This is a genomic window from Nostoc sp., from assembly GCF_036917135.1.
Classification (GTDB): Bacteria; Cyanobacteriota; Cyanobacteriia; order Cyanobacteriales; family Nostocaceae; genus Nostoc.
On record NZ_JBALEA010000083.1, the window covers coordinates 12,000 to 37,311 of the forward strand.

Sequence of the window (25,312 nt, forward strand, 5' to 3'; positions counted from 1 at the left end):
TAAAAGTCGCAATTGTGAATTAGGAATTAATAAACTCACATCTAATGTGAAGTTAAAATCATCACAAAATCATGTTTTAAAAATCGATTGTCATCTGGGAAAGTTCTGAATTTCGGAAGACGACGTTCAGAACTTTCTACAGATGTACATATATACATCATGGGTATGTGCAAAAACTCTGTCAATGCATCAAAAGACTCAACTCGAATTAGACATAATTTTTAATTGCAAATTCACAATTATTATTATTTACCAGCCTTTTTCTGTGCTGACGTTATCTTTTGTGATCAACTTAACTGGAATCAAAATGGTAGGACTAGTAGGTTTCTTGCCATTTAAAATGTCATTCCCAACTTGAACTGCTTTTTCGGCCATCCCTCGCGGATTTTGAGTAGCGGTTGCAGCATATAAACCATTTTTAGCAGCGATCGCAGCGATCGCTTCTGGCGCACCATCAACCCCGACAATAAAGAAATCTTTACGTTGTGCTTGGTTAGCTGCTAGTTCTGCACCAACTCCACTCGGATCATTGATGGCAAAAACAGCATCAATTTTCGGAAAGGTTGTCAGCAAATCAGTCATAACTCTCAGTCCTCCGTCCCGACTACCTTCTGCATTTTGGTTTTTCGAGAGGATTTTGATATCGGGATATTTAGACAATACATTCTCACAGCCACTAACTCGTTGAATTACCGAGTCCACTGGCGGCCCATTAACTATGACAATATTGCCTTTCCCTTTGAGACGATCAGCAATATATTTGCAACTAACTTCTCCAGCTTGGACATTATTAGTAGTAATGGTGGCATCCACGCCTCCTTCTGCACCTGTATCTACTGCAATGACAATTCTACCTGCAAGTTTGGCTTTTTCAATTGCTGGCTTAATGCCACTTTTATCAGCAGCATTTACAATAATGATGTCAGTATTGGCAGCAGTGAAATTTTCAATTTGATTGCTTTGTTGGTTGAGGTCATAGGCACTAGAAACTACGCTAACGTTGACATCCTTACCGCCAATTTTCTTCGCTTCTGCCTCAGTTGCTTGTCCCATGAGGACGAAGAAGGGATTACTTAAATCACCGACGGTGAAGGCAACTGATCGTAATTTTCCATTCCCAGTGGCAGTTTTCGTCTCTGCACTAGTATTTGTCACATTTTTCGTTTCAGTATTAGTCGCAGTGTTGCGATCGGGAGAAGGATTTGTACAGCCGACAAGACTACCACTGATGATACCTAATATGCTAGCTGCGATTACGCGAAGCGTAACACCAGAGGTGAACGTAAACTTTTTCACATTCATATATTTCCTAGAAGTCATTTTTTCTGACACCAAAAACGATGTATTTGTTAAAAAACAGGGTCAAGTATTATAACCCTCTTGTATCAAGCCTTTTTCCGTATGTTGTAATTACGTAGCTTGCTTCTCGCCGGAGGCGAGTATTACAAATTACCAGCCTTTGTAGCTGCTGAGGTTGTCTCTAGTAACCAAATTGACTGGAATCAGAATGTTCGGTGACTGAGGTTTTTTACCCTGGATGATATCGTTGCCAATCTGAACTGCTTTTTCAGCCATCCCTGCGGGATTTTGAGCCGCAGTTGCAGCAAATACACCATCTTTGTCTTCCATTGCTTTGGTTGCATCTGGCGAACCGTCAACCCCAACAATAAAAAATTCTTTACGTTTTGCTTGTTTAGCTGCTAAATCTGCGCCCACACCGCTTTGATCGTTAGTGGCAAAAACCGCATCAATTTTGGGAAAGGTTGTCAGCAAATCGCTCATCACTCTCAATCCTCCATCCCTTGTCCCTTCGGCGTTTTGGTCTTTAGAAATGAGTTTGATATCAGGATATTTCGACAATGACTTCTCACAGCCACTCACTCGCTGATTGATTGAGTCCATCGGAGTACCGTTGAGGATGACTACACTACCTTGACCTTTAATGCGATCGGCAATATATTGGCAAGCAACCTCACCAGCTTGGGTATTGTTGGAGCTAATCATCGCATCCACATCTGCATCAACGGCTGAATCTACTGCAATAACAACCTTACCTGCAAGCCTTGCTCGGTCAATAACTGGTTTAACTCCTTTTTTGTCAACAGCGCTGAGGATAATTAGGTCAGTATTCGCAGCCGTAAAATTTTCGATTTGGTTGCTTTGTTGGTTCAGATCAAAGCCACTGGAAACCGCATTAACTCTGATATTACCCCCGATTTTCTGGGCTTCTGTCTCAGCCCCATTCTGCACTGCATTATAGAAGGGATTGCCTAAGTCACCCAAAGCAACACCGATTGTTTGCAATTTTCTATTTGCAGTAGTAAGACTCTCTGCACTTATATTAGTAGCCTTGTTAGTAGTATTAGTAGCAGTATTGTCATTTTGAGCGCCATTTGTGCAACCAACAACCGCGAAACCTAATATGCCAACTATGAGCGAAATTCTCTTCATATTCATCTATTTCTAACAACGGATTTAAATTTTAGAAAAAGGTTAGCAGAATAAAATCTGCACAGTCATCACAATATGAACTAGGTCTGAACACTTTAGACCTAACCTAGTGATATTACTACTTTATCAAGTTAGTTTTGAGGGTTCGTAGTCAGCGCTAAAACCCTTACTAAAAATTTGCTTACCCATCAATTTAAACTTGACAAACTACTAGTGGTCTGTCGCATTAATTCTGAAGGGTTAGAAAAGTTCGTAGTAAGGACTTTAGTCCTTGATTTGAGCGATAAATCGCTCACTACAAACCTAGCAAAACTAATTAGACAGACCACTAGCTTTTGAAATTTAAACTCCAAAGGTCTTGTGATTTGACGTTATTAGAGTTAATGCTATTAGCTTTACGAAACCAGATGTTTTGTTTTTAAAGCAAAATCATGAACACTTCACTAATTTAAATAATTGCATTATTTTTTGGTGAAATTACTTTGTTAGTGCGTAAACTGGAAACAGCTTTTAAGTCAAAACTCCCGAAATTAGTTTTATTAAACTTGTAAATCTTTATGTGATTTTGACTTATTTCATTTTATCCTGCTCTCGCGCAAAAATTAATTTTGTTTATCGAACTTTACAAATAGAAAGCTTTTCAATTTCCCCCCTATAAGCCAAAATCTTTAATATCAAAGCACTCGCATAAATCAGCCTATTGAATGTCTATAGCAATGTTAAAAAAGTTAACAGTTCTAAATAAATTTATTCACAAATAATAATGTGATGGCAGGGAACTATTTGATTTTTAATGCTATATCTTGGAAAATATAAACATCCTTTAGTTATATTTTCTCAATTAACTTAAATAGGCTTGGTAGGCGTACTTGTTTGTTATTTATTTATCTCCCATGACTTTAGATAGATGTCCTCAAGTTATATAGCAGCGCGTTAGGCTAAAGCCATAACCCACCCTACTCCTTTGAAGATTGTTGAATTTGATCATGAATAATTTCAACCTATTGTACAAGCTTAAAACTTTAACGTTGCGGGTAAATATTTAGCTACCAAATCTTCATAATATGGTTTTAATTTCTGCCAATCAGGAGGAATAGGGTTTTTTGAATACAAATCATAAGGATTGAATAAAGCCACCCATTTAAACATTTCTTCATCATGTTTATCCATCAAATGTTGATATGCATTTTCACGATGTTGAGGATAGAATGAGTGATAGCGAAGCATATACAATGCAGGTTCGGGTAAATAATTTTTCATCATCTGATAAAAATATTCATCATGCCCCCATGATATATGTACATTTGTTAATCCACAGTTAGGCTGATAAATGCCATATTTAGTGTTATAATTGAGGTTATTATAATCAGGATTTTCTTTGAAGAATTCTGAGAAAACAATCTTATCAGAAAATGCACAACCGACAGGATAAGTATCGCCGACAGTAGCCCATTGAGGTTCACCAAATAGACAAAGCACTTTCCCCATATCGTGAAAGAAGCCAGTAAGTACCATCCAGTCAGGATGACCATCGGCGCGAATAGCTTCTGATGTTTGCAATAAGTGCTGTAACTGAGCCATATCTGTATCAGGATCGGAATCATCAACCAATTGATTCAAAAATTCGACCGCATCCCAAACAGACATTTCTTTTTTATGAAACGTCAAAAACTCTTTTTCTTTTTGGAGGACAAAATCGTATGTTTGATTAATATGATTTAACCGATAAAACTCTTTCACCGTATCTCTAATAGTCGTTTCGTAATTTCTGTACTCTTCGGTGGTTTTACCTTCTTTAACTATAGTATCTGGATCGGGATAGCGATTAAGCAAGTCTTTTTCCCATTCTTCTAGCGAATGTAAGGGATTGTTTTGAGCCTCAGCAATGGCATTATTTAGAGTTTGAGACATATCTTCCTAGTTGTCGATATTGTATTTGTTAAATGGCAATACGGTTCAATTAAGCATTTCTTCGTTCTCTTTGCGTCCTTTGCGTCCAACTCTTAGGAGACGCTGCGCGAATGCGGTTCGTTAAAAAAATTGACTTTAACAAAGATTTTTAGCCTTAACTGAACCGTATTTGTTAAATGGTAGTTTCACACTCCATTGTGCGAAGGTGTGCAAAACCTATATGAGACTTATTTTTGCACACGTGTGCAAAAACGTGTATTAAGTTTCATTTCGTCTTTGCATACCCATACATAATCTACTTCATTAAGTGTTTTATCTGATCTTTTTGGTTCCGAATAAGAATGGTGGTTTTGTTTATACACACCTATGCATAAACATTCCTCAATATAAGCCAATCTTTTATATTAAACACCTATGCAAAACTTATACTTATTAATTGTTTTGTCTGACTCAGCCAGGGAGGTATCAATTTGTTAATTGGACAGCAGTGGAATACTTGATAATATTAGCCAACTCTTGTATCTGGTTTATCGCTTCTGCACCCTCTAACTTCATTAATTCGCGATCGTCCCACAATTCCATCCAAGTAATCCCGTAATCAGACACTAAAAATCGAATCAGGTGCTTTTCTCTCAGGCTAACCATAAATGAAGCACTCTTCATTTGGTCGCCGCATGTATAACAAGACGCAGTATAGCCACGCCGTTCAAGTACAATTGCCAGGGCTTGCAGGTTCATCACCAAGTCTTGGACGAATTCCTGATGTTGTTGCGCTAATCTTAGAAACACTAGTTTTCTCCTACCACTCCAGTTATGTGGTTGTTTTTCTAATTTCTTTAGACTTACATTTGATATGATTTAGTTGCGAAAAGTTTGTGTTTTCGTAGATACGTTATTGATCTTAATATTACGGTTGTAACTAATAAGCTAAATTTCCAAAGCCGTTCTAATGTTTTGGGCAATTATCTGGGGTGGCTGTGCAACATCCATACATAGAGTGTCTAATGGTTCTTCAAGAGTATCAAACTGGCTGTTGAGCAGTTTTTCGCTCATGTAATGATTGCTACGCTCTTGCAACCGCATTTGAATCAACTCATAAGACCCTTTGAGGTAAACTAGCTTGATCCGAATGTTATCCAATAGCAAAAATTGCCGATAGCTATCTTTAAGAGCCGAACACGCCAGCACCACATTTTGATTTTCTTGCAGCCAATGCTTTATGGCTGTTTGCAAATCTTGTAACCAAGGTATCCTGTCAGTTTCACTCAAAGCGATACCGCGCCGCATTTTATCAACATTCTCTGGCGAGTGAAAAGCATCAGCGTCGCTAAATTCCCATTCTAACGATTCTGCTAGTAGTTTTCCGATGGTGGTTTTGCCAGAACCAGATACACCCATTACGATGATTATCATTGGTAGTTGTTTCAGCGATTTTTGATTGGATTTTGAGTAGCATTTGAGTAGCATAAATCAAAAGTCTGGGCATTCGGCCGCGATCGCTTCAGGATGACAGTAGTACTTCAATACTGTTATCACGTCATCTCCCATCCACAGTGCTACCTTGTCGGGGCTAACTCCAGATGCGATCGCATCTCTGGGTTCCCTCACAATCTCCCGATGCCGCTTGGTATCCTTAAGTCCGGTGCTGACGAGAAAACCCACTAACTCGAACGACAAGTTTTAATCACTGGGGATTCTTTCCACGCTGCCAACTTTGGCTATTAGCTTGTTTGCTAAATTCTCCTTTGGGGAAAAGTCGCTCTTCTAATTCTTCATAGCTGCCTTCAAAATCACAATGACCCAAAAGCGGACATTTCTGGCAATAAACGCTTTTGGTATAGCGTTCTAAGTTTTCACGGTTGAAAAAATACGGTTTATGACTAAAAGTGCTGGCAACCCATTGCCATGACATATTATTACTAGCGGGATCTCCATCTAAAAGGTGTTCGAGAAACCATTTTGCTCCTGCTTGCCAACGAACACGCCGCCAATGGACAATGTAAGCCGCTAGCCACATCCGGGCGTGGTTATGTAGATAGCCAGTTTCTTTCAAGTCACCGCTAAAGCTGTCGATGCAAACTCTGCCTGTGCTTCCTTGCCTGATATCTGGCGGCAATTCGGGTGCATATTCACCCACAGCGTAACCAGTTTTGTACTCTTCTTGGTCTTTCCAGATTCCATCTCCTAACTTGATATACAACCGTTGCCAGTAGTCGCGCCAACCTAACTCGTTAATTAGTTTAGTAGCATCATCTTGGTGCTGTACCTGCTTAAGGACATAATCTCGAATTTCTCGCAAGCTCAAAACGCCATAGCGGATGTAAGGCGAAAGTCGGGTAACCGCACCTGTGAAGAAATTACGTGTTTGGGCGTAGCGTACTGGGTCGATTTTTTGCAGCGTTTGTTGTGCTACTTTGCGTCCCCCTACAGTTTCGCTGACGTGGCGATCGCGTGCTGCTGCACCTGGGAATTGTTGGCGTAGGTACGCTACCAACTCATCGCGGTTGGTAAATTCGCGTTGCATATCTTTAGTCATCTGAACTTTGAAGGGTGGGAATAGGTATGCATATCTTTATACAAAAATGTATTCTTAATCGCATTAATATCTTAATGTATTCTTAATTGCATTTATGAATATTTTAAAGATTCAATAAAGAGCATCATGAAGATTTGACAAAGAAGTTTATTTAGCCTTTCACTCAATGATATAAATAATTCCAGACAGATTCAAAAAAATAGAGAAAAATACGGTGTCCTTCTAACAACCCCCTAAATTTATTTGTGGGGATTGTAATGCCTAAATTTTGAATTCTGAGCGTATCCCTTCTCTTAAGCAAGCTACGCACACCGTACCCTAGAGAAGCAACGTCACCTAATTACTTACCATTTGGTTAATTATTTAAGAGATTTTCAGGAAATAAATTATCTAATTTTTTAGAGTAGGCATCTCACTTGTCCCCAACCAAAGGCGGGCTTTTCGGGTCAGCCCACAATAAGTAGCTGGATATTTTTTATTTAGAAGTTTCTAACCAAATAATTAACGTTTTCTAACTATTAAGATTACGCAAATGGGAAGTAATCTGCATTTAACTGATGAATAGTTCTTTGACTGAGACTCAACTTACCTATTGGTAAGAAATTCAGGAGAGATAATATGGCATTTATTTTCGGCACTACAGGTCCTGACAAGATAAATGGGACTTCGGGAAATGACACGATAGTTGGTTGGGCTACTGGTGGTAATGCCAATAGTCCGTCCGGTAACGATACCTTGAATGGTTTAGCTGGTAACGATTTACTTAGTGGTGGGATAGGAAACGACAGTTTAATCGGTGGTCTTGGTAATGACACACTTGATGCTGGTACAGGTATCGACATCTTGGATGGGGGAGCAGGCGACGACACTTACATTATTAACAATGCTAGTGACACCATTAGGGAAGCTACTAATTCAGGCATAGATAGTGTCCGGTCTTCTGTCACCTACACACTGGGTGCAAATCTGGAAAACTTAAGACTGCTCGGAACTAACGCCATCGACGGGACAGGTAACAGTCTTAACAACTTCCTCTTTGGTAATAGTGCTAACAACACTCTAAATGGAAGAGCAGGCGATGACACACTAGACGGTAATTTGGGCGATGATATCCTAAATGGTAATGACGGCAATGATAGCCTACAAGGTGGTCCTGGTAATGACGTACTCAATGGGGGGGCTGGAAATGATATCCTCATCGGTGTTTATCCTGGTAGCTTAGTCCCACCTGGATTAGGGGAGACTGATATCTTAACTGGCGGGGCTGGGGCAGATACATTTGTCTTAGGGGACGCTTTAAATATTTTCTACGACGATAACAACCCTACCACTAGTGGTTTTGGGGACTTCGCTACTATTACTGACTTCGACTCTAGCCAAGATCAAATTCAACTCAAAGGAACTCCACAGGACTACCGCTTGCAAGTTGTTGGAAACAACACACGAATATTCGCAGAGCAAGGGGGACAAGTAGATGAGCTTATAGGTATTGTGCAGGGAAGAAACAATCTCAAACTTAATACTGATGACTTCCTTTTCTATGAGCGGGAAAATGCTGGACAAAGTACAAACGACACATTGAATAGTGCTGAAGGGTTAGGTTCCTTATCATCAGGCTCAAAAGTTAATATTTCAGGCGAGTTAGCAACAGTTCAATCGAGGAGCAATCCCGATGTTGACTTTTTTACATTTTATTTACCAAATTCAGGAACCGTCACTATCAACACAGTGACATCAGGAAAGGCAAATATTGGACTGTTTAACTATTATGGGGCTTTAGTGACCAGTCAAAATTCGTCATCAATTACTGGTTTACTGAGTGCAGGTACATACTCAATTTCAGTGAGTAAAGATTCTTTCTTGCCTCAAAATAATGGAGTTTTCTTTGGTACCAACTCTCAACCTGATTTTTCCTATACGCTAGGAGTCAGTTTGACATAATAAGAACGTTATCAACTTGAAAGAGTACTGAACATTAGAAAACAGATTGAAGGAGACTTTTTTTGCTGACTAGGGGAATAAGTAACTGTGTTCCCCCTTTAGGGACTGACAACAAATAAATTCTCCAATCTTGTGGGGTGGGCAACATGAGCGCCTTTGTATACGGGCGGGCGAGACGCCCACCCCACAAGAAATAGTTGAGTATTTTTTTATTTGTCAGTCCCTTACCCGACAAAAGACTTTTTATAAAGTACCAGAAGTCATAATAGGAATCGTAAATTGTTTTTGAAAAAATCTAAGTAGTCTTGTAGGGTATGTTAGCGCATAAAGTACAGCACCAAAAGCTTGGAATGGTGCGTTACGCTTTGCTAACATACCCTACGTGTATTTCAAAAACCAAATACTAATCACCCCTACGAAAGATTTAGTCATTATTATCGCGGATAAACACAAGCGTACATTCCAGGGGTTGCCGCAGGCATCGCTTATTGTCCTAATTTTTACTGGTGACGTAAATATCCCAGTAAGGCTAGACTGTCAGGGCAAACTGTGTTGCAAAAAACACCATGACCCTCTGCATCAATCCCCACTGCTCAAGACCCCAAAATTCTGAAAATATACTGTTTTGTCAAGCCTGTGGCTCAGAATTGCTCTTGGAAGGAAAGTATCGAGTGACTCGCCAATTAGGTGCTGGTGGTTTTGCCAAGACATTTGAAGTCAACCACGCTAACACCCTCAAAGTATTAAAAGTTCTGATGCTGGATGATGCCAAGGCAGTATCGCTGTTTCAGCAAGAGGCACAAGTATTAAGCCATCTGAATCATCCAGGGATTCCAAAGGGAGATGGGTACTTTACGTTCTCTCCCAAAAATAGTCAAACGCCACTGCATTGCTTGGTAATGGAGAAAATCGAGGGGTTGGATTTGTACCAATATATGGAACAACGAGGTAATCGCCCCATTGATGAAAAGTTAGCACTTTTATGGCTAACTCAGTTGGCAAATATTTTGCATGAGGTGCATCAACAGAACTTTTTTCATCGAGATATCAAGCCAGCAAATATTATGCTCAAAGCAGATGGACATCTGGCTTTGATAGACTTTGGTACTGCAAGAGAAGTTACATCAACCTATCATCAAAAAGCAGCAGGGCAAAATATAACAGGGATTATTTCACCAGGCTATACACCACTAGAACAAGCCAATGGTAAAGCCGTACCACAATCAGACTTTTTCGCCCTTGGTCGCACATTTGTTTATTTACTTACTGGGAAATCTCCAGATCAATTTTCTGAAGACCCGCGAACTGGTAAGTTAATGTGGCGAGACAGTCCCTCACAAATATCTAAGCAGGTAGCTGGTTTGATTGATTATCTGATGGAAGCATTTCCTGGCAAGCGTCCTCAAAATGCCCAGATGATTTTGAGGTGTCTATCAGAAATTAATTCAACTGCACAGTCATATTCTACTGGTTCTTCAGCATCACAATTACCACCGACAGAAATAGAAAAGCCTAAACAAAGTAGGCAACTTAAAACCTCAGCGACTACTCAAATTCAATCTTCAAAAACTGAAACCAATATATTCTCTAGCAAGACTGCCCAATCCACAGGTGCAGCAATTGGTTTCGCTATAGTTGTTTTAATTAAATTCGGTAGTTGGGTAATTTATAAGCCTTTTCAATCTCATCCAAGTCAGCCAGTTGTGACTTCAACACCAACTGAGCTACAAGCAAGTAATTCTGAGCCAGCAAATACTGATTCCACTAATCAACAACCTTCTATTTCCGAGGAAAATATACCTTCAGGCGTTCCATCTGGTTGGAAGAAGTTTGAGGGTGGTGGCGCAGAATTGTGGTTGCCTCCAAGTTGGGAAGGTGGAGATTTAAGCGAGAAATTAGACGAATTAAGGGCAAGTTTAGGAAGTCATAATCCAGACCTTGAGAACTTTGCTCAAATAGTCAAACAAAATCCTTCAGAATTTTCCATCTGGGCTTTTGACACTAATACTGCTAATTATATTTCCCTTGGTGCTATTGTTATGGTAATAAATGAGCGAATTCCCCCTGGTACTAATTTTAAAAATTTAGTGAATGAATATATTGACAATAGGTTTATTATATTAGATACCAAGACATATAAAATTGAAGATTACTATGTAGCAAGAATAATAACAACAAGTAAAAACAACGAACAAATAAAATATATAATTAAAGATGGCGGTACTCTTTGGACTGTATATTTTTCTTCCCCTAAAGATGAATTGAAACAGAATTTACCAATTTTTGAAGCAAGTATTCAAACTTTTTTATTTAAACGTTAGCTTGTTGTATAAAGCATTGTCTTCTTTGTTTAAGTGTAGGAATAATATACAACCACAGTATCGCTCATGATTCGCCATAATCTTCCTAAGCGTAGCTCGTTGTAGACATCACACCCAATACCCAATGCCCTATGACCAACTACTTTCGCTCCAATGTTGATGCAATGGCTAGCTATGTTCCCGGTGAACAACCCCAACGCGGTACACAGATTATTAAACTTAACAGCAATGAGAACCCCTATCCTCCTTCTCCTGCGGCATTAGCTGTGCTGCGAAATATCGATGGGGAGTGGTTGCGACGCTATCCAGAACCTTACGGGGGGGAGTTTCGGCAAGCTGCAAGTCAAGTTTTAGGGGTTCCTAGTGATTGGATAATTGTGGGAAATGGTAGTGACGAATTGTTGAGCGTGATCATTCGAGCCTGTGCCGAACCTGGGAAGAAGGTAGTTTACCCGATGCCAACTTACGTGCTATATCGCACATTAACAGAAATGCAAGCTGCGGAAATTATTGAGATTCCTTACAGCGAAGACTACAGCTTACCTTTGGAAGAACTAGTTGCAGCTAATGGTGCTGTGACATTTATTGCATCGCCCAATAGTCCATCGGGGCATTTGGTGGCAACAGATGAACTGCTAAAATTAGCCAGTCAGTTATCTGGAGTTTTAGTGATTGATGAAGCATACATAGATTTTACCGAAGAGAATGCATTGGCTTTGGTAAAGGAATACGAAAATGTCATTGTGATTCGGACACTTTCTAAGGGGTACTCGTTGGCGGGATTGCGATTGGGCTTTGGGGTGGCGAATCCCAAACTGTTGCAGGGATTGTTTAAGGTGAAAGATAGCTATAACATTGATGCGATCGCTTGTGCAATTGGTACGGCTGCCATCACCGATCAAGCTTATAAAAATGCTTGTGTAGCAAAGATTAAAGCATCACGGACTAAGTTAACAACAGACTTGAAACAGTTAGGTTTTCATGTTTGGGATTCCCAAACTAACTTTTTGCTGGCACAGCCAAAAGAAGCAAAGGCAGAATATCTTTATCAAAAACTAAAGGAACGGGGAATTTTAATCCGTTACTTCAAGCAGCCTGGACTAGAGGATAAATTACGCATTACTGTTGGTACTGATGAGCAAAATCAGGCTTTAGTGGAGGCACTAATTTATTTGTTAGAAACTGGGGACAAGGGGACAACTAAAACCTCAGCTACACCTTAAATTTTGACTTTTCTGCTTCCAAGAAATTGCTTTTTGCAAAAAGTTTACTTTCTGAGCGTTGCACAGCATATATATAGTGAGGTATGTCGCGCCAGAGTGTCTCCCGAACAATTTTGAGTCCGTTCTTTTCGGCTACACGGCGAGAGGGAATGTTTTCTGGGCGAATTAGGGAAATGACGCTATCGCTACCCAGCACGTTAAAGGCGTAGTCCTGGCAAGTATAGGCAGCTTCAGTTGCATAACCCTGCATTTGTCGGTCGCGGCGGACATGATAACCAATTTCGAGTTCTTGGTGTCCCTCGACCTCCTGCCAAACCAGTCCGCAGTCGCCGATTACCTCGCCTGTTGCCTTGAGAACCATCGCCCACAGGCCAAGACCGTGCTGTGCGTAGTTACGGTGATGCCGATCAATCCATTTTTCTACCATCTCGCGGTCAAAGGGCTTTGGGTAGTAGCGCATCGACTCTGCATCGCCGAGGACGAGCAGTAGCGCGTCGAGGTCAGAAAGCGACATTTCGCGTAGTAATAGGCGATCTGTTTCCAATATCATTGGTGAATTTTCTCTGGTTGTCTGAAACCACCCTATCGTTTCCTTGTAGGGAATGGCTAGGGAGGTTAGGTTTCCGAGACTTAGATGTTACTAAAAATACTTTTCAAACATCCTCTTAAGCAATTGTCCGCGCCAACAATACCGGACAAGTGGCATTGACTCGAACATAGTCAGACAAAGAAGAGCCGATGAGTCGGTCTATATCCACAAAACTCTTAGCGATGGATGGACGACGATCAGGAGAACCGAGCAATAATAAGTCTATATTCAACTCCTCTGCCAATCGACAAATTTCTTCACCTGGTTTGCCACTGCTGATATAAGAACGAGATTTAGTGCCTTGTTTATTAGCTTCGGCAACGGCGGCTGCCAAAACTGGATTTTTGTCTGAGTTAACTTCAGTTATTTCCGATTTCTTACCACCTAAATCGGTGCTAACATTTGCCAAAATCAACTCGCCGCCCGGAATATCTCGCAGTAAAAACAGTGCCAACTTCAAGCAGTTTTTTGCTGAATCCGAGTTATCTATTGCCACCATGATGCGCTTAATTTTTTTAACATAAATGTCATCTTTTACCAGCAACATGGGGCGAGAAGATAGTTGAAAAACATACTGACTGACTGAGTTTGATAAAATCGATTGCAGCCGTTTCAGTCCGCGTGAACCCATAATAATCAAGTCAGCGTCAATTTCATCAGCTACTTGGCAAACCACATCTTTCGGGTCGCCTTCACGCAAAATTGAAGAAACCTGGCTAGGATCTAAATTCAAAGTTTGAATGGCATTGGCCAGAATTTTACCGCCATTTTCCCATTTAGCTGTCATAGTAGCAGCAGTATTTTGGGCCTGAACAACATGCAAAATTGTCACTTTCGCAGATTGAATTGAAGGGATTTCTTTCAGGTTTTTGAGCATTTCTTCTGCGTGTCCCAATCCCGATACAGCTAGTAAAATTTTTCTGATCATCTTACGTAATTTTTGTTAAGTTTACTTTTTTCGCTGTTAGGGGACTGACAAGAAATAAATTATCCATTTTGTGGGGTGGGCAACATAAGCGCCCTAAATCTGGGACGGGTGGGGACACCCATCCCACAAAAAATTTGGGATGTTTTTTTATTTGTCAGTCCCTAGTACTTGGCTCAGGTCGGATTTTCGCCGCCTTGCTCGACAACCTAGTAGTCTGTCAAGTTTAAATTGATGGGTAAGCAAGTTCATAGTCAGGACTTTAGTCCTTATTTTCTAAACACTAAAGTGCTTGCTACAAACCCTGAAAATTAGATTGACAAAGCACTAGTTAGTAATTTGGCACAAATAAACTTTGTTTTTTAGTATTTAAAACTCAAAACAAATGGTTAGTTTTAAAAACTAAACAAATATTTAAGTTTCTTTGTACTTATTTACCTAAAGTATCAACTAGACTTCAACTATTAAGCATACTCTCAATTTAGCCTGATAAACTTAATAAATTCTGATGTTAGTTATTATTTTTAATCTATGTTCACTTTTTTTAATTAGAAGTTCGTTAAGTATTGCAAAGAAAGTCCAAAATAACTCTTTAGGAAAATTTATTAGTCTCAAATCCTGCTGGACGTACCATATTCTCCGCTTTTTTTGAAGTTTCTTGCAGTTTTGCGAACTCAGATAGGATTGCTATATCCGAACACCAGAAAAATGTGAAATAATAGCATCTGAATTCAGGTCATATTTCATACTATATTGAATATTTAAACCCCCCAATAGAATCTGGAGGGTTTATTTTACTTGTGAGATTTGCTTAACTTAGATGCGCTCCTGGTTGTGCGTTTTGGACTACAAAGGAAGCTAGGGTTTTAACAGAGGCATTCAAGTCAACGATGCTTGATACAACGCGGTAGTCAGTTTGCCAGCGTTCTGGGGTAAGTTTACAGCGAACGTATCCCCGATAAGCACCGTTAAAGAACTTAGTATGGGGATTATTAGGTAGGGCAGCTTGAGATGGAGCGATGAATGCGGTGGGAAAGTCAGAGGTAATTGAGGTTCCGACAAACTCAGTGCCTACAGTTGGTGAGTTTGGGTTACTGAAATCAAGCTTCAGGTCATGTACCCAACTAGAATGGATGTCTCCGCTAATCACCACAGGATTAGAAGGTTGACGCTGGTTGAGAAAACTCAAGAGTCGATTACGTGCAGCCACATAGCCGTCCCACTGATCCATATTGAAGATACCGGGGCCAGGACTACTATTAAAATTGTATTCGGCAAACATCACCTGTTGAGCAATCACATTCCAGCGCGATCGCGATTGATCTAAGCCTTTTCTTAACCACTGCTCTTGTTTTGAGTCGGTCATGGTAGCATTTAGATCAAAAGCTCCGGCGCAGCGAGGCTTCAGCCCATCATCACAAGGTTGGTTGGTGCGGTACTGCCTGGTGTCTAAGACGTTGAACTCAGCTAAATTACCAAAAGTCAACCGCCGATAAAGCAGTGCGTCTGCGCCCTTGGGCAATGAAGACAGACGTAGGGGCATGTGTTCGTAGTAAGCTTGGTACTTTAGGAGAGTCAGTTGTGAAAAGCACAAATATAGCGATCGTTTGTATGCAATAGACTTTGACCTCTCTCCTAAAAGTAGAGAGGCTTTGAATCTTACTCCCCTTCCCGCACTTCGTGCCGCTACGCGAACGTAGGGAAGGGGCTGGGGGTTAGGTCTGCATTTAACTCAACCGAGAAACGCTATAATTGCTTAATTTAACTTGTCTCCTAATTGCTGCTCAACCAAACACAAGGAACCTAGCAAACCAGGATCAAGTAGAAATTAAGATTTTGTTAAGTTTAAAATTCAATTGGGGTATGGGGCATGGGGCATTGGGCACTTGTACTGAGTTTCGACACTTCGGCTACGCTCAGTGCATCGCTACGCTCAACTACCGCGTTCGCGTAGCGTCTCGTAGAGAAGTCGTTGGCGCAGCCTCTCCAAGAGTTGTATTGGGACTGGGAGAATTTTTTGCGGGATTTAGACCCCAACCCAAACAGAACTGCCGCTACAGACACTTTTGAATTATTTAAAACCTGCCATTTCCTTGAACAATGTGCTTAACGGTAGTCAAGGTTTCCAGGCTGATAAATCCCCGACGATGACCTTTTTGATTAGACATGCCGAGAAATACAGAATCTCCCCGCGAGGGGTTCCGGGAAAAACGCGGGGAAGTGTTGATATAGGTAGAGGCACTGTTAACTCCCAAAGCAAACTGCCGACTTTCCTGGTAAGATTCAGTAACGATGGAGTCGGCATGACCATTACTGTGTTCATTAATCCAGGCGATCGCAGTCTCTAAGCTATCCACCAGTTTAAAAGCTACTGTTTTAGTTAAATAAGGGTTTCCCCATTCGCCTTCTTTCACCAGCTGCAACTGGGGAAAAGCTTGTACTAGTTCTGCATCCCCTTTAATTTCAAAGCCTTTTTCGATTAAGCTGTTCCACAGAACTGCTAAGGATGATGGCAAGGCTTGACGATGAATTAGTACTTTTTCAATGGCATTTACTTGATCGGGTTCACTTTGATGGCTATCAAGAATCATCCACCGTACCATTTCCAAGCTGCTATTTAGCGACCAGTAGAGATAACAGTTACCCATCGCTGACTTTAAAACTGGGCAAGTTGACTGTCGTACTACCTGCTGCACCAAGCTAGAACGTCCGTAGGGAATCACTAAATTCACGTACTGGTCTTGGGTGACTAAATCCCGAATTGAAGCACCATGTTCAGCTGTGATCAGTTCTACACAACCCGGAGGTAGTCCCACTTCGGCGATCGCATTTTGCAGTACTTCCGCGATGGCGGCGTTAGAATGGCTAGCTTCAGTACTGCCTTTGAGAATTATACTATTGCCAGTTTTAATACAAAAACCTGCTGCGATCGCTCCTAAATCAGGAAACGCTTCATAAATAAATCCAATCACTCCCAAAGGCATTAACTGGGTGTAACTCTGGGAATCTGCCAGTTGATAATCAGCAGTTCTGACGCGCCGCAGTGGATCTGATAATTCCCCCAACCGTTGTAAAATATCTACCGTCATCTCTAGCCTTGTGGGAGTCAGCTTTAGCCAGTCCAATATCAAATCAGGCACTGCCATTTCCCGACTGGCTTCTAAATCCAAGGTATTGGCTTCGAGAATGTCGTCAAATGAGCGCTCAAGCGCCTGTGCCATCGCCAATACTGCACGACTCCGGTCAGCTCCCTTTGTGATCCCCAACTTCAGGGAAGCTTTATAGGCTCGTTGGGCACTAGTAATCGGTTCGGGGTGGTCATCCAAAACTTCAACAGTCATTGAGTTAACGTCTGTAGGTAAGCCAGACCATTAGTGCTGGCAGAATAGCCAATAGCACCGCCACCATTGCCCAAGCAATAATGCTGGAACCATTTGCTAATCGCAGTGCTAATGGCAGCCATATAATCACTAGCACGAAAATAATGCCTAGCGCTATAGGCAGATAGCTTTCTCTCAAGCGGGGATGGACAACATGCCAACTATTTCCCATCCAACGCCAAGCCCGCTTATAGGGATAGGTGGTAGAAAGTTGTTCTAGGACATGACCATTATCTTCTACGACAAAGATTTGCTGACAGCGATCGCAACCAAATGCTTCTGTCAGCGTAATCGGAATTAACTGGCCCCGACGACGACAGGGACAGGGGTAGTCGGTATTGAAATCGATTTTTTCAGGTTTTTGAGATTGCACAAGCGTTCTAATAACTTGAGCGTGTTTTACACGAACTGCGAGAATATGATACCTTAGAGGCTTCTTTCTTTATATACATAGAAAGGAAATGCAAGCATTGCTATGATTGCAAACAGTAGATACAGACAAATTTGAGTATCCTAATCTCAACACCAGTACGTAGTGATCTGTTTTTAGTCTTTCTCCGTAGCTGGTAATCTTGTTTAAAAATTTCCTTCTCTTCATCTGTCGCTTTCAAGTTAATGTGGTTGCGTTTTTGGGCATTTATTGTGCTGACACACCTGGTACAATTTTAAGCTGACGTAAAAAACAAACAGCAACAAACCCGCTAATTTTCCTTTGGGTTACTATATATTACTATCAGTGATCAAGGTTAGATCGGGATTACGTTCAATCTCTATTCCCTGACGATTTGTTTGCTCGATCTTGTCCACATTGGGAAGGGTTCGCAAAAGTGGAACGAGAATCGACCAAGACTTCAATGCACCCTAAAAACACTAAACCTCTTAGAATTTTCGACTCTAAGAGGTTTTAGCTGGAAGCGGGTAACGCGATTCGAACGCGCGACATTCACCTTGGCAAGGTGACGCTCTACCACTGAGCTATACCCGCAATCATTGCCCAGATATCAATATCTCAGATTTATCTTTAATTGTCAACCCCTTAATTTAGTCATTAGTCATTAGTCCTTTGTTATTCATTAATAGACATCCCCGAAAAAACCTCAAACCCTCATCCTGCCTAGATGAAAACCTAATTTCTGGAGATGACCAATGACCAATACTTCGACTCCTTTCGACTTCGCTCAAGGCAAGTCGCTCAGTACAAGTGACCAATGACCAATGACCAATAACCAATTTAGCCCAGTTCTTCTGACTCAGCAGTTAAATTGCCGACGCTGGCATTTTGAAAAGAGGCTGGTAAAGACTGGCTAGTACGAGAATATGGCTCTGCCAGGTTAGAACGCAGTTGCCGCATCAGGCTTGCCATTTCTAGGGCATTCAGGGCGTAATCCCAACCATGATTACCTTTTATGCCTGCCCGTTCTAAGGCTTGCTGCATAGTATCTACTGTCAAAATGCCAAAAATCACTGGCACTCCAGTTTGAAAGCTAGCGGCGGCAATGCCTTTAGAAACTTCGGCGGATACGTAATCAAAATGGGGTGTTTGCCCTCGAATGACTGCACCTAGACAAATTACAGCATCGTAACGATGAGAAAGTGCTAGTTGGCGAGCTACTAAAGGCACCTCAAAACTTCCCGGAACCCAAACATAGTCCACCTGATTACCGTGGGGGTTAGGATCTACACCGTGGCGTTTCAAGCAATCTTGACATCCCTCTAGCAGCTTTCCGGTAACTAGGTCATTGAATCGACCAATCACCACTGCAAACCGCAAAGGCTCCGTTTGGGTAAAAGTTCCCTCGAAAACTGCCATGATTGCCTCTTAATCAACTATACTTCTGGCCAATATACATTTCTTGTTTAAATGTAGAAGAGCAGGAAAGCACGGTTAGAAAAAAGGAAATCGGAAAAAACTTCTCCTTTTTTCCTTTGGTCTTTGACCTTGGCTCTTCTGCTCCTCTAGTTCTTATATTATGTGCCTGCGCCAGAGCGAAGCCGTCGCCTACACGACAAAAAAGTTTAACAAACCAACTAAAAATACCAAAGCAATCCAGACACCAGAACCAACCCAGAGTAGTTTTTTAGATTCAACCCAATTTTGGGGAGTGGCGTAAGCAACGGGAACCCCAACAACCAGGACGAAAGACAATAGGACTAGACCTATCAGAGCAAATTGGAATATTATAGTCATTTTTGCTTCTCCCAAAACAGCGAAACAGTGATATATCCTACAGTGACACACTCCTACACTGACTGCAAGCAGTGCAGTGCAGTCTTCTCAGTGACTCCCGGTATCTCACATCTTGCACCTAGCCCTAGCGATTAGAATAGAGCCTCCGGCACGCTGACGCGAACGCGGCTATACAAACAAAGTCCACCTCCGTGGACTAAGAGGAAATCAAGAGTTTTTAACCCACGGAGGTGGGTTTTGACTAATGACCAATGACTAATGACCAATACTTCGACTTCGCTCAGTACAAGTGACCAATACTTCGACTTCGCTCAGTACAAGTGACCAATACTTCGACTTCGCTCAGTACAAGTGACTAATGACTATGGATTTAATTCTTTGCCACACAACAGCAGATTTTGATGCATTAGGAGCTGCGGTAGGTTTAACGCGCCTACTATCGGGAAGCAAGATTGTCCTAACTGGCGGCTCTCATCCTGCTGTCCGGGATTTTTTAGCATTGCATCGGGATGAATATTCGCTGATTGAACGCCGTTCGGTGAATTCAGAAACAATTCGTTCTCTAACGGTGGTGGATACGCAAAAGCGCGATCGCTTGGGTAAAGCTGCCCAGTGGTTAGATTTACCCAATGTAAGAGAGATTATAGTTTATGACCATCACTTAGGACAAGAATCAGATATTTCTGCCACGCGATCGCATATTTCTTCAGTAGGAGCCACCACAACTTTAATCGTTGAGCAATTGCAACAACAGCAAATTTCCCTCACTCCTGCCGAAGCAACAGTGATGGCTTTGGGTATTCACGTTGACACTGGCTCTTTGACCTTTGAGCAATCTACACCACGGGATGCTTTAGCTTTGGCTTGGTTGATGCAACAAAATGCCAGTTTATCAGTAGTTTCTACTTACCGTGACCCTGGCTTGTCTTTGCAATTGCAGCAGTTATTAACTGAGGCGCTGGAAAATTTAGAATATCTCTGTCTACATGGATATACGGTTGCTTGGGTAACTCTCAAAACTGAGGCTTTTGTGCCGGGGTTATCGAGTTTGGCTTCAGAACTTGTGGAATTAACCGAAATTGATGCCCTAATTTTAGCTAATGAGTATCTAGGTAAAGGGGATTCACGCTTAAGTGTGATTGGGCGATCGCAAATTCCCAAAACAAATCTTAACCGATTATTCCAACTTCTGGGTGGTGGCGGTCATTCACAAGCCGCATCGCTGAACCTACGCAAAGTAAATTCACAAGCTATATTAAAACAACTTATTGACGGGATAAAAGCACAAATTCCCTATCCTCCCACTGCTAGGAATTTGATGTCTTCTCCTGTCCGCACAATTCTACCTGAAACCACAATTGCCGAAGCCCAGCGCATCTTATTACGCTATGGAAACTCTGGTTTATGTGTAGTTAATACCCAAGGGCAACTAGTAGGTATTATTTCGCGGCGGGATATTGATATCGCTTTGCGCCACGGCTTTAGTCATGCGCCAGTCAAGGGCTACATGACGACGAATCTCAAAACGATTACACCGAATACGACACTGCCACAAATTGAGTCGGTGATGGTAACTTATGATATCGGACGCTTACCAGTATTGGAGAATGACCAGTTAGTAGGCATTGTCAGCCGTACTGATGTCTTGCGGGAATTACATCAAAACAGTGCTGAATTGGGAGTGCTGAGTTCCGAGTCTCAATCATTACTCATAAATCAGCACTTAGGACTTAGCACGGAGTTGCAAAATAAACTTGCTCCTCAATTGTGGCAATTACTCACCACAGCATCCCAAGAGGCAGAAAAATGGGGTTGGCATCTTTATCTAGTGGGCGGTGCGGTGCGGGATTTGCTATTAGCGAAAGAAGCATCGGGCACTTTGATGATTAAAGATATTGACCTCGTAGTTGATGGCTTTCATAAATCAGCAGATGTCGGTGCTGGTGTAGAATTAGCAAAGGCACTCCAACAAATTTACCCGACGGCTCGCTTAGAAATTCACGGGGCTTTTCAAACTGCGGCTTTGTTGTGGCACAAAGACCCACAATTAGATTCTCTATGGGTAGATATTGCCACCGCTAGAACAGAATTCTATCCTTATCCAGCAGCAAATCCAGAAGTTGAAGCGAGTTCCATTCGGCAAGACTTATATCGTCGAGATTTTACCATCAATGCGATCGCCTTACGCCTCACTACTCCCCGTGCTGGTGAATTACTCGATTTCTTTGGTGGATTACTAGATTTACAAGCTAAACAAATTCGGGTTTTACACGCCAACAGCTTTATCGAAGATCCCACCCGCATTTATCGCGGTGTGCGCTTTGCAGTACGCTTTGGATTTCACATTGAACCGCAAACTGAAGAGTTTATCCGCTATGCCATCAACAGTGGTGTTTACGATCGCACTGCTCAAGAGAATAGCAGAACTCCAGCCCTGCAAACTCGACTGAAAACAGAATTAAAACACATCCTAGAAGCCCCCTACTGGAAATTAGCTTTACAGTTACTCGATAACTTAGGGGCATTGCAATGCATCCATTCTACCCTGAAGCTAGATGTGGAACTATTGCGGCAATTACATTTGCTAGAACGCTGTTTGCGACGATTTGACTTGCAATCAACCCTCATCCATTGGGAAATGCGTTTAGAAGCGTTAATTGCCCACCTAGCACCACAATATCGGGCGAAAGTAGCAAAAAATCTCCAATTGTCAGAGGATAGCATTAAACGCTTGCAAAACTTGGCTTCTGCCCAAACCGATGTGATGGAATCTTTGCCTAAGTCTCAGCGTCCCAGTCAAGTAGTGGAGTTGTTGCGAGAGTATGATTTACCAATGCTAATTTTAATCGCTGTGCAAAGTCCGCGATCGCTTAGACATGAGATTTGGAAATATTTAACTGTTTGGGCGAATGTGCAGCCACTATTGAATGGCAATGATTTAAAGAAACTGGGTTACACGCCAGGGCCGCAATATCGGCAAATATTAGATGATATGCTTGCTGCTACCTTGGATGGAGTGATTAAAGATAAGACTGAAGCTGAGGAGTTTTTAGCACAACACTATCCTAAATGAATTAGCTCTGGTCTAAATTGTATCTGGATCGATATTTAACTCCCGCAGTTTTGCTGCTAAACGTTCAGCCTTTTGTTCGGCTTGTTCAGCTTTTTGTTCGGCTTGTTCAGCCTTTTGTTGTACCTGTTCTGCCGTTTCTTCCGGTGTTGGTACTAGTTGCCCATCTCGTGTAAAAAATCGCAATAAACCTTCATAAACTCCCAAATATAATCCAAGCTGATGACTCCACAAATATCCTTCTTCACTTGCTTGTAGAGGTTGATATTCTCCATCTACTAAATGAAATCCCGCAAATTCTTGTGTGTAAGGGTCGAACCAAAAATAATCAGGTGTGCGGAAGGTATCTTGATAAATTGTTTTCTTTAAATTTTTGTCAGTATTTGCTGTTGATTGAGAAAGAATTTCTAGAATTACATTCGGATATTTACCATCTTCTTCCCAGACTGCCCAACTTTTACGGGTTTTACGTTCAGTTCCCAGCACTACAAAAAAGTCTGGCCCTCGGAAGTATTCTGATTTGCGTTGGCGTGGACTGTAATAGATAGTCAGATTTCCCGCCGCATAGAAATCATTTCTATCTCGCCACAACCATTCCAAACAAGTTAAAAGTAGGATTATTTGCCGTAAATGCAGTTCGCTTTCCAAGGGGGGTTCATCACTATATAAATCACCAGGGGGAAATATAACATCTTGGCAGATGCCTTTTTGAGAATCTAATTCTTGAGCTATGGTCATAGAATGGATAGGGCATCAAGTAGTTATGGATTTATTTTAGCAGTGTTGTAGTTAGCGATCGCATAGCATACCGTAGGTAATCGCCTATTTTTAGGGTAAGGGTAAATAAACTATTCTGTCTTTATATTCATCGTCTTCTGATGCCAAAGCAACTATTATGAGTTCTTCTATATTTTCACCAATACTTAAATTTGGATTGAGGATAAAAATTCCTGGTACGTGACGATTAGACGATTAACAGCGATATGTTCAGCTAAATGTACTGGCATAGAAGTTCGGTTATTTGTCACTAATATAAAATTATTATCCTCACACCAACACAGAATTTCTGGATCGAGTGTACTTTTTGGTGGAGTTCCTGATTCTCCTACCACTTGAATCGCAATATCAGGTTCTCGTAGTCTAATTTGATTTGGATATATAGGATTGACATTTTCATCAATCAGATATTGCAGTGTCATGCTTGCTGTTTAGCTTGTCTTTCAATTCGGAGTTGGCGCAGTTTTTCTGACACTGGTGGGGGATTAAGCCTCTGTTGTTCTCGCATTCTATGACCGTGTTCTATCCAGTTTTTCATGTAAGCACTGACAGTTTCTTTGTTTTGCAGATAATAAAGAATTGTTGCATACACTTGTTCTAAAGATATTGTTTGATAAATTTGGGCAATTTCTTCTGGAGAACGTCCACAATCAATGTATTCATAAAGAATTGTTTCAATACCAATTCTTGAGTCTTTCAGTCTAATGTCTTCAGAAGAGAGAAAGTTGAAATACTCTGCGATCTGTTTGGTAGACATAGATTGACCTATATTCATAGTTAGTTATTATATAGCGGTTCCCAATTGCATGGAATACAGACCTAACCCCCAGCCCCTTCCCTTCAAGGGAAGGGGAGTAAGATTCCAAGCCTCTCTCCTTTTAGGAGAGAGGCTTGGAAAGAGGTCAAAACTGTACTGCACCCAGGCGATAACCGCTATATATATGATAATCTTTTTGTTCAAGCGATAAGCTTGACGGCATAGCGATCGCTTACCGCACTACATTAAGGCTTTGCAAAAAAAGGCTTCGCAATCTTAAGTTAGGCAGAAAAAAATAGAGTGAAATCTTATCTTTGTCACAAACAAGACAAGATCCCCGACTTCTTAAAGAAGTCGGGGATCTGTTTGATTACGGTTTAATTAAAGATTCTTCAGACTGGCGATATTTAGTAATTAATCTACGTCTTTTTAGGGGTGAATAAAGTAACATGGAAAGTGCGGATAAACTGGTTCCTGTTAGTGCTAACAAAATAAATGGATTTAGAAAGCTTGCTATTATCCCAGTGCCTACAGTAGCTCCAAATCCTAATGTTAGTAGTATTAGTACAGTTGTAAATGAGTCTTCAGCCAAATTTATAACCCAATGCACAGCCCAACCCACAACCCCACCCGCAACCAAACCCACAGCCCAATTAAATCACCAGAGGCTATCTTTCGCTTTTCAATTGGTAAAGCAGCCGTCTGAACCTTCACCGTTAAAGTGGGAGTCTAGACATTAAGTTGCTCATCTACTAAAATATTTTCCGGTTTAATATCTCGATGAATTATCGGCGGAATCCGATTTTTCAGATATACAAGAATTTCTAAAGCTTTAACTGCAATTTGTTTAATTTCTTCTGGTGCAAAGCTGCGGGTTTCTGCTAAAGATGGGGCATTGATATATTCTTGAACTAGACAAAAACCATCAGGTCGCTCAAAAGGATTTGCCCTTATCCCCCAACCCCTTCTCCCATATCTGGGAGAAGGGGAGCCAGAATTTCAAAGTCCCTCTCCCATGTCTGGGAGAGGGATTTAGGGTGAGGGCGAAAACTACGGTTCTCAACTTAGATGAAGTTTAATCAATATTTTTAAGACATAAGCTATAGCATTTCCTGACCTAGTAAGGTACACCCGTAGGGGCACGCCAGTGCCCATTGGTGTCAACTTAAGCAAAAAGTAAGCAAAAGATGTAATCTAAGAACATCAATAATGATGTTCTTAGAGATACATCATGGCAAGAAAA

Annotated in this window: 22 protein-coding genes, 1 tRNA gene and 1 pseudogene; 5 read left to right on the plus strand and 19 right to left on the minus strand. The window is 41.3% G+C overall.

Features of this window, described 5'->3' with window-relative positions; translation table 11 throughout:
* Nucleotides 1-249: 249 nt before the first annotated feature.
* From V7K50_RS26030 to V7K50_RS26060, 7 genes are all read right to left on the minus strand, one after another.
* Nucleotides 250-1,302 (minus strand): ABC transporter substrate-binding protein, encoded by a 1,053-nt coding sequence (locus tag V7K50_RS26030; RefSeq protein ID WP_334965225.1) that lies wholly within the window; start codon nucleotides 1,300-1,302, stop codon nucleotides 250-252.
* 147 nt (nucleotides 1,303-1,449) lie between these two features.
* Nucleotides 1,450-2,451 carry an ABC transporter substrate-binding protein gene (locus tag V7K50_RS26035; protein WP_334965191.1) on the minus strand — a complete coding sequence of 334 codons (1,002 nt, stop codon included), beginning with the start codon at nucleotides 2,449-2,451 and terminating at the stop codon, nucleotides 1,450-1,452.
* Between the two features lie 1,014 nt (nucleotides 2,452-3,465).
* Entirely contained in the window at nucleotides 3,466-4,362 is an 897-nt protein-coding gene (locus V7K50_RS26040) for an inositol oxygenase family protein (RefSeq protein ID WP_334965193.1), read from the minus strand.
* 465 nt (nucleotides 4,363-4,827) lie between these two features.
* The gene (locus V7K50_RS26045; RefSeq protein WP_334965195.1) at nucleotides 4,828-5,151 is read right to left on the minus strand and encodes a DUF1815 family protein; all 324 of its coding nucleotides are present in this window, start codon (nucleotides 5,149-5,151) and stop codon (nucleotides 4,828-4,830) included.
* A 138-nt stretch (nucleotides 5,152-5,289) separates the two neighbouring features.
* Complete coding sequence (locus V7K50_RS26050; protein WP_334965197.1) at nucleotides 5,290-5,775, minus strand: gluconokinase; 486 nt, start codon at nucleotides 5,773-5,775, stop codon at nucleotides 5,290-5,292.
* A gap of 57 nt (nucleotides 5,776-5,832) precedes the next feature.
* Entirely contained in the window at nucleotides 5,833-6,039 is a 207-nt protein-coding gene (locus tag V7K50_RS26055) for a hypothetical protein (protein ID WP_334965199.1), read from the minus strand.
* Between the two features lie 7 nt (nucleotides 6,040-6,046).
* Nucleotides 6,047-6,898, minus strand: coding sequence for an FAD-binding domain-containing protein (locus tag V7K50_RS26060; protein WP_334965201.1), 852 nt, complete (start codon nucleotides 6,896-6,898; stop codon nucleotides 6,047-6,049).
* Between the two features lie 618 nt (nucleotides 6,899-7,516).
* Between V7K50_RS26060 and V7K50_RS26065 the strand changes: the two genes are divergently transcribed.
* The 3 genes from V7K50_RS26065 (at nucleotide 7,517) to hisC (ending at nucleotide 12,383) form a co-directional block, all read left to right on the plus strand.
* Nucleotides 7,517-8,839 carry a calcium-binding protein gene (locus V7K50_RS26065; RefSeq protein ID WP_334965203.1) on the plus strand — a complete coding sequence of 441 codons (1,323 nt, stop codon included), beginning with the start codon at nucleotides 7,517-7,519 and terminating at the stop codon, nucleotides 8,837-8,839.
* A gap of 566 nt (nucleotides 8,840-9,405) precedes the next feature.
* Nucleotides 9,406-11,160, plus strand: a complete 1,755-nt coding sequence (locus tag V7K50_RS26070) for a serine/threonine protein kinase (protein WP_334965205.1) — start codon at nucleotides 9,406-9,408, stop codon at nucleotides 11,158-11,160.
* A 131-nt stretch (nucleotides 11,161-11,291) separates the two neighbouring features.
* Entirely contained in the window at nucleotides 11,292-12,383 is a 1,092-nt protein-coding gene (gene hisC / locus V7K50_RS26075) for a histidinol-phosphate transaminase (RefSeq protein ID WP_334965207.1), read from the plus strand.
* Here hisC and V7K50_RS26080 read toward each other — a convergent pair.
* From V7K50_RS26080 to V7K50_RS26090, 3 genes are all read right to left on the minus strand, one after another.
* On the minus strand, nucleotides 12,373-12,933 hold the full coding sequence (locus V7K50_RS26080; RefSeq protein WP_334965209.1) for a GNAT family N-acetyltransferase: 561 nt from the start codon (nucleotides 12,931-12,933) through the stop codon (nucleotides 12,373-12,375). The genes hisC and V7K50_RS26080 overlap by 11 nt on opposite strands.
* 115 nt (nucleotides 12,934-13,048) lie before the next feature.
* Nucleotides 13,049-13,900 carry a universal stress protein gene (locus V7K50_RS26085; protein ID WP_334965211.1) on the minus strand — a complete coding sequence of 284 codons (852 nt, stop codon included), beginning with the start codon at nucleotides 13,898-13,900 and terminating at the stop codon, nucleotides 13,049-13,051.
* An 808-nt stretch (nucleotides 13,901-14,708) separates the two neighbouring features.
* Complete coding sequence (locus V7K50_RS26090; protein ID WP_442944667.1) at nucleotides 14,709-15,515, minus strand: alkaline phosphatase D family protein; 807 nt, start codon at nucleotides 15,513-15,515, stop codon at nucleotides 14,709-14,711.
* Nucleotides 15,516-15,649: 134 nt separating this feature from the next.
* Here V7K50_RS26090 and V7K50_RS26095 point away from each other — a divergent pair, with 134 nt between their 5' ends.
* Nucleotides 15,650-15,967 carry a hypothetical protein gene (locus V7K50_RS26095; RefSeq protein WP_334965213.1) on the plus strand — a complete coding sequence of 106 codons (318 nt, stop codon included), beginning with the start codon at nucleotides 15,650-15,652 and terminating at the stop codon, nucleotides 15,965-15,967.
* Nucleotides 15,968-15,972: 5 nt separating this feature from the next.
* Here the strand turns inward: V7K50_RS26095 and V7K50_RS26100 are convergent, their stop codons facing one another.
* From V7K50_RS26100 to psbZ, 5 genes are all read right to left on the minus strand, one after another.
* Complete coding sequence (locus V7K50_RS26100; protein ID WP_334965215.1) at nucleotides 15,973-17,238, minus strand: glutamate-5-semialdehyde dehydrogenase; 1,266 nt, start codon at nucleotides 17,236-17,238, stop codon at nucleotides 15,973-15,975.
* 4 nt (nucleotides 17,239-17,242) lie between these two features.
* Nucleotides 17,243-17,650 carry a hypothetical protein gene (locus V7K50_RS26105; RefSeq protein WP_334965217.1) on the minus strand — a complete coding sequence of 136 codons (408 nt, stop codon included), beginning with the start codon at nucleotides 17,648-17,650 and terminating at the stop codon, nucleotides 17,243-17,245.
* 540 nt (nucleotides 17,651-18,190) lie between these two features.
* Nucleotides 18,191-18,262 (minus strand) — tRNA-Gly (locus tag V7K50_RS26110).
* Nucleotides 18,263-18,508: 246 nt separating this feature from the next.
* On the minus strand, nucleotides 18,509-19,087 hold the full coding sequence (gene ribH / locus V7K50_RS26115; protein ID WP_334799174.1) for a 6,7-dimethyl-8-ribityllumazine synthase: 579 nt from the start codon (nucleotides 19,085-19,087) through the stop codon (nucleotides 18,509-18,511).
* Nucleotides 19,088-19,276: 189 nt separating this feature from the next.
* Nucleotides 19,277-19,465 carry a photosystem II reaction center protein PsbZ gene (psbZ, locus tag V7K50_RS26120; RefSeq protein ID WP_334799173.1) on the minus strand — a complete coding sequence of 63 codons (189 nt, stop codon included), beginning with the start codon at nucleotides 19,463-19,465 and terminating at the stop codon, nucleotides 19,277-19,279.
* A gap of 364 nt (nucleotides 19,466-19,829) precedes the next feature.
* Between psbZ and V7K50_RS26125 the strand changes: the two genes are divergently transcribed.
* Complete coding sequence (locus tag V7K50_RS26125) at nucleotides 19,830-22,538, plus strand: CBS domain-containing protein (RefSeq protein WP_334965227.1); 2,709 nt, start codon at nucleotides 19,830-19,832, stop codon at nucleotides 22,536-22,538.
* Nucleotides 22,539-22,550: 12 nt separating this feature from the next.
* Here the strand turns inward: V7K50_RS26125 and V7K50_RS26130 are convergent, their stop codons facing one another.
* The 4 genes and pseudogenes from V7K50_RS26130 to V7K50_RS26145 form a co-directional block, all read right to left on the minus strand.
* The gene (locus V7K50_RS26130) at nucleotides 22,551-23,273 is read right to left on the minus strand and encodes a Uma2 family endonuclease (protein ID WP_334965219.1); all 723 of its coding nucleotides are present in this window, start codon (nucleotides 23,271-23,273) and stop codon (nucleotides 22,551-22,553) included.
* Nucleotides 23,274-23,458: 185 nt separating this feature from the next.
* Nucleotides 23,459-23,734, minus strand: coding sequence for a DUF5615 family PIN-like protein (locus tag V7K50_RS26135; RefSeq protein ID WP_334965221.1), 276 nt, complete (start codon nucleotides 23,732-23,734; stop codon nucleotides 23,459-23,461).
* Nucleotides 23,731-24,069, minus strand: coding sequence for a DUF433 domain-containing protein (locus V7K50_RS26140; protein WP_334965223.1), 339 nt, complete (start codon nucleotides 24,067-24,069; stop codon nucleotides 23,731-23,733). Before V7K50_RS26140 ends, V7K50_RS26135 begins: the two co-directional genes overlap by 4 nt.
* A 735-nt stretch (nucleotides 24,070-24,804) precedes the next feature.
* Nucleotides 24,805-25,008, minus strand: a pseudogene (locus V7K50_RS26145) (protein kinase domain-containing protein); the annotation flags it as partial.
* Nucleotides 25,009-25,312: the final 304 nt, after the last annotated feature.

Bases quoted from the DNA above. Each gene is read 5' to 3' on its own strand.
- V7K50_RS26040 (WP_334965193.1), bottom strand. From the start codon at position 4,362: ATGTCTCAAACTCTAAATAATGCCATTGCTGAGGCTCAAAACAATCCC.
- V7K50_RS26050 (WP_334965197.1), bottom strand. From the start codon at position 5,775: ATGATAATCATCGTAATGGGTGTATCTGGTTCTGGCAAAACCACCATC.
- V7K50_RS26080 (WP_334965209.1), bottom strand. From the start codon at position 12,933: ATGATATTGGAAACAGATCGCCTATTACTACGCGAAATGTCGCTTTCT.
- V7K50_RS26135 (WP_334965221.1), bottom strand. From the start codon at position 23,734: ATGACACTGCAATATCTGATTGATGAAAATGTCAATCCTATATATCCA.
- V7K50_RS26100 (WP_334965215.1), bottom strand. From the start codon at position 17,238: ATGACTGTTGAAGTTTTGGATGACCACCCCGAACCGATTACTAGTGCC.
- V7K50_RS26125 (WP_334965227.1), top strand. From the start codon at position 19,830: ATGGATTTAATTCTTTGCCACACAACAGCAGATTTTGATGCATTAGGA.
- V7K50_RS26060 (WP_334965201.1), bottom strand. From the start codon at position 6,898: ATGACTAAAGATATGCAACGCGAATTTACCAACCGCGATGAGTTGGTA.
- V7K50_RS26130 (WP_334965219.1), bottom strand. From the start codon at position 23,273: ATGACCATAGCTCAAGAATTAGATTCTCAAAAAGGCATCTGCCAAGAT.
- V7K50_RS26085 (WP_334965211.1), bottom strand. From the start codon at position 13,900: ATGATCAGAAAAATTTTACTAGCTGTATCGGGATTGGGACACGCAGAA.
- psbZ (WP_334799173.1), bottom strand. From the start codon at position 19,465: ATGACTATAATATTCCAATTTGCTCTGATAGGTCTAGTCCTATTGTCT.
- ribH (WP_334799174.1), bottom strand. From the start codon at position 19,087: ATGGCAGTTTTCGAGGGAACTTTTACCCAAACGGAGCCTTTGCGGTTT.
- V7K50_RS26070 (WP_334965205.1), top strand. From the start codon at position 9,406: ATGACCCTCTGCATCAATCCCCACTGCTCAAGACCCCAAAATTCTGAA.
- V7K50_RS26030 (WP_334965225.1), bottom strand. From the start codon at position 1,302: ATGAATGTGAAAAAGTTTACGTTCACCTCTGGTGTTACGCTTCGCGTA.
- hisC (WP_334965207.1), top strand. From the start codon at position 11,292: ATGACCAACTACTTTCGCTCCAATGTTGATGCAATGGCTAGCTATGTT.
- V7K50_RS26140 (WP_334965223.1), bottom strand. From the start codon at position 24,069: ATGTCTACCAAACAGATCGCAGAGTATTTCAACTTTCTCTCTTCTGAA.
- V7K50_RS26065 (WP_334965203.1), top strand. From the start codon at position 7,517: ATGGCATTTATTTTCGGCACTACAGGTCCTGACAAGATAAATGGGACT.
- V7K50_RS26035 (WP_334965191.1), bottom strand. From the start codon at position 2,451: ATGAAGAGAATTTCGCTCATAGTTGGCATATTAGGTTTCGCGGTTGTT.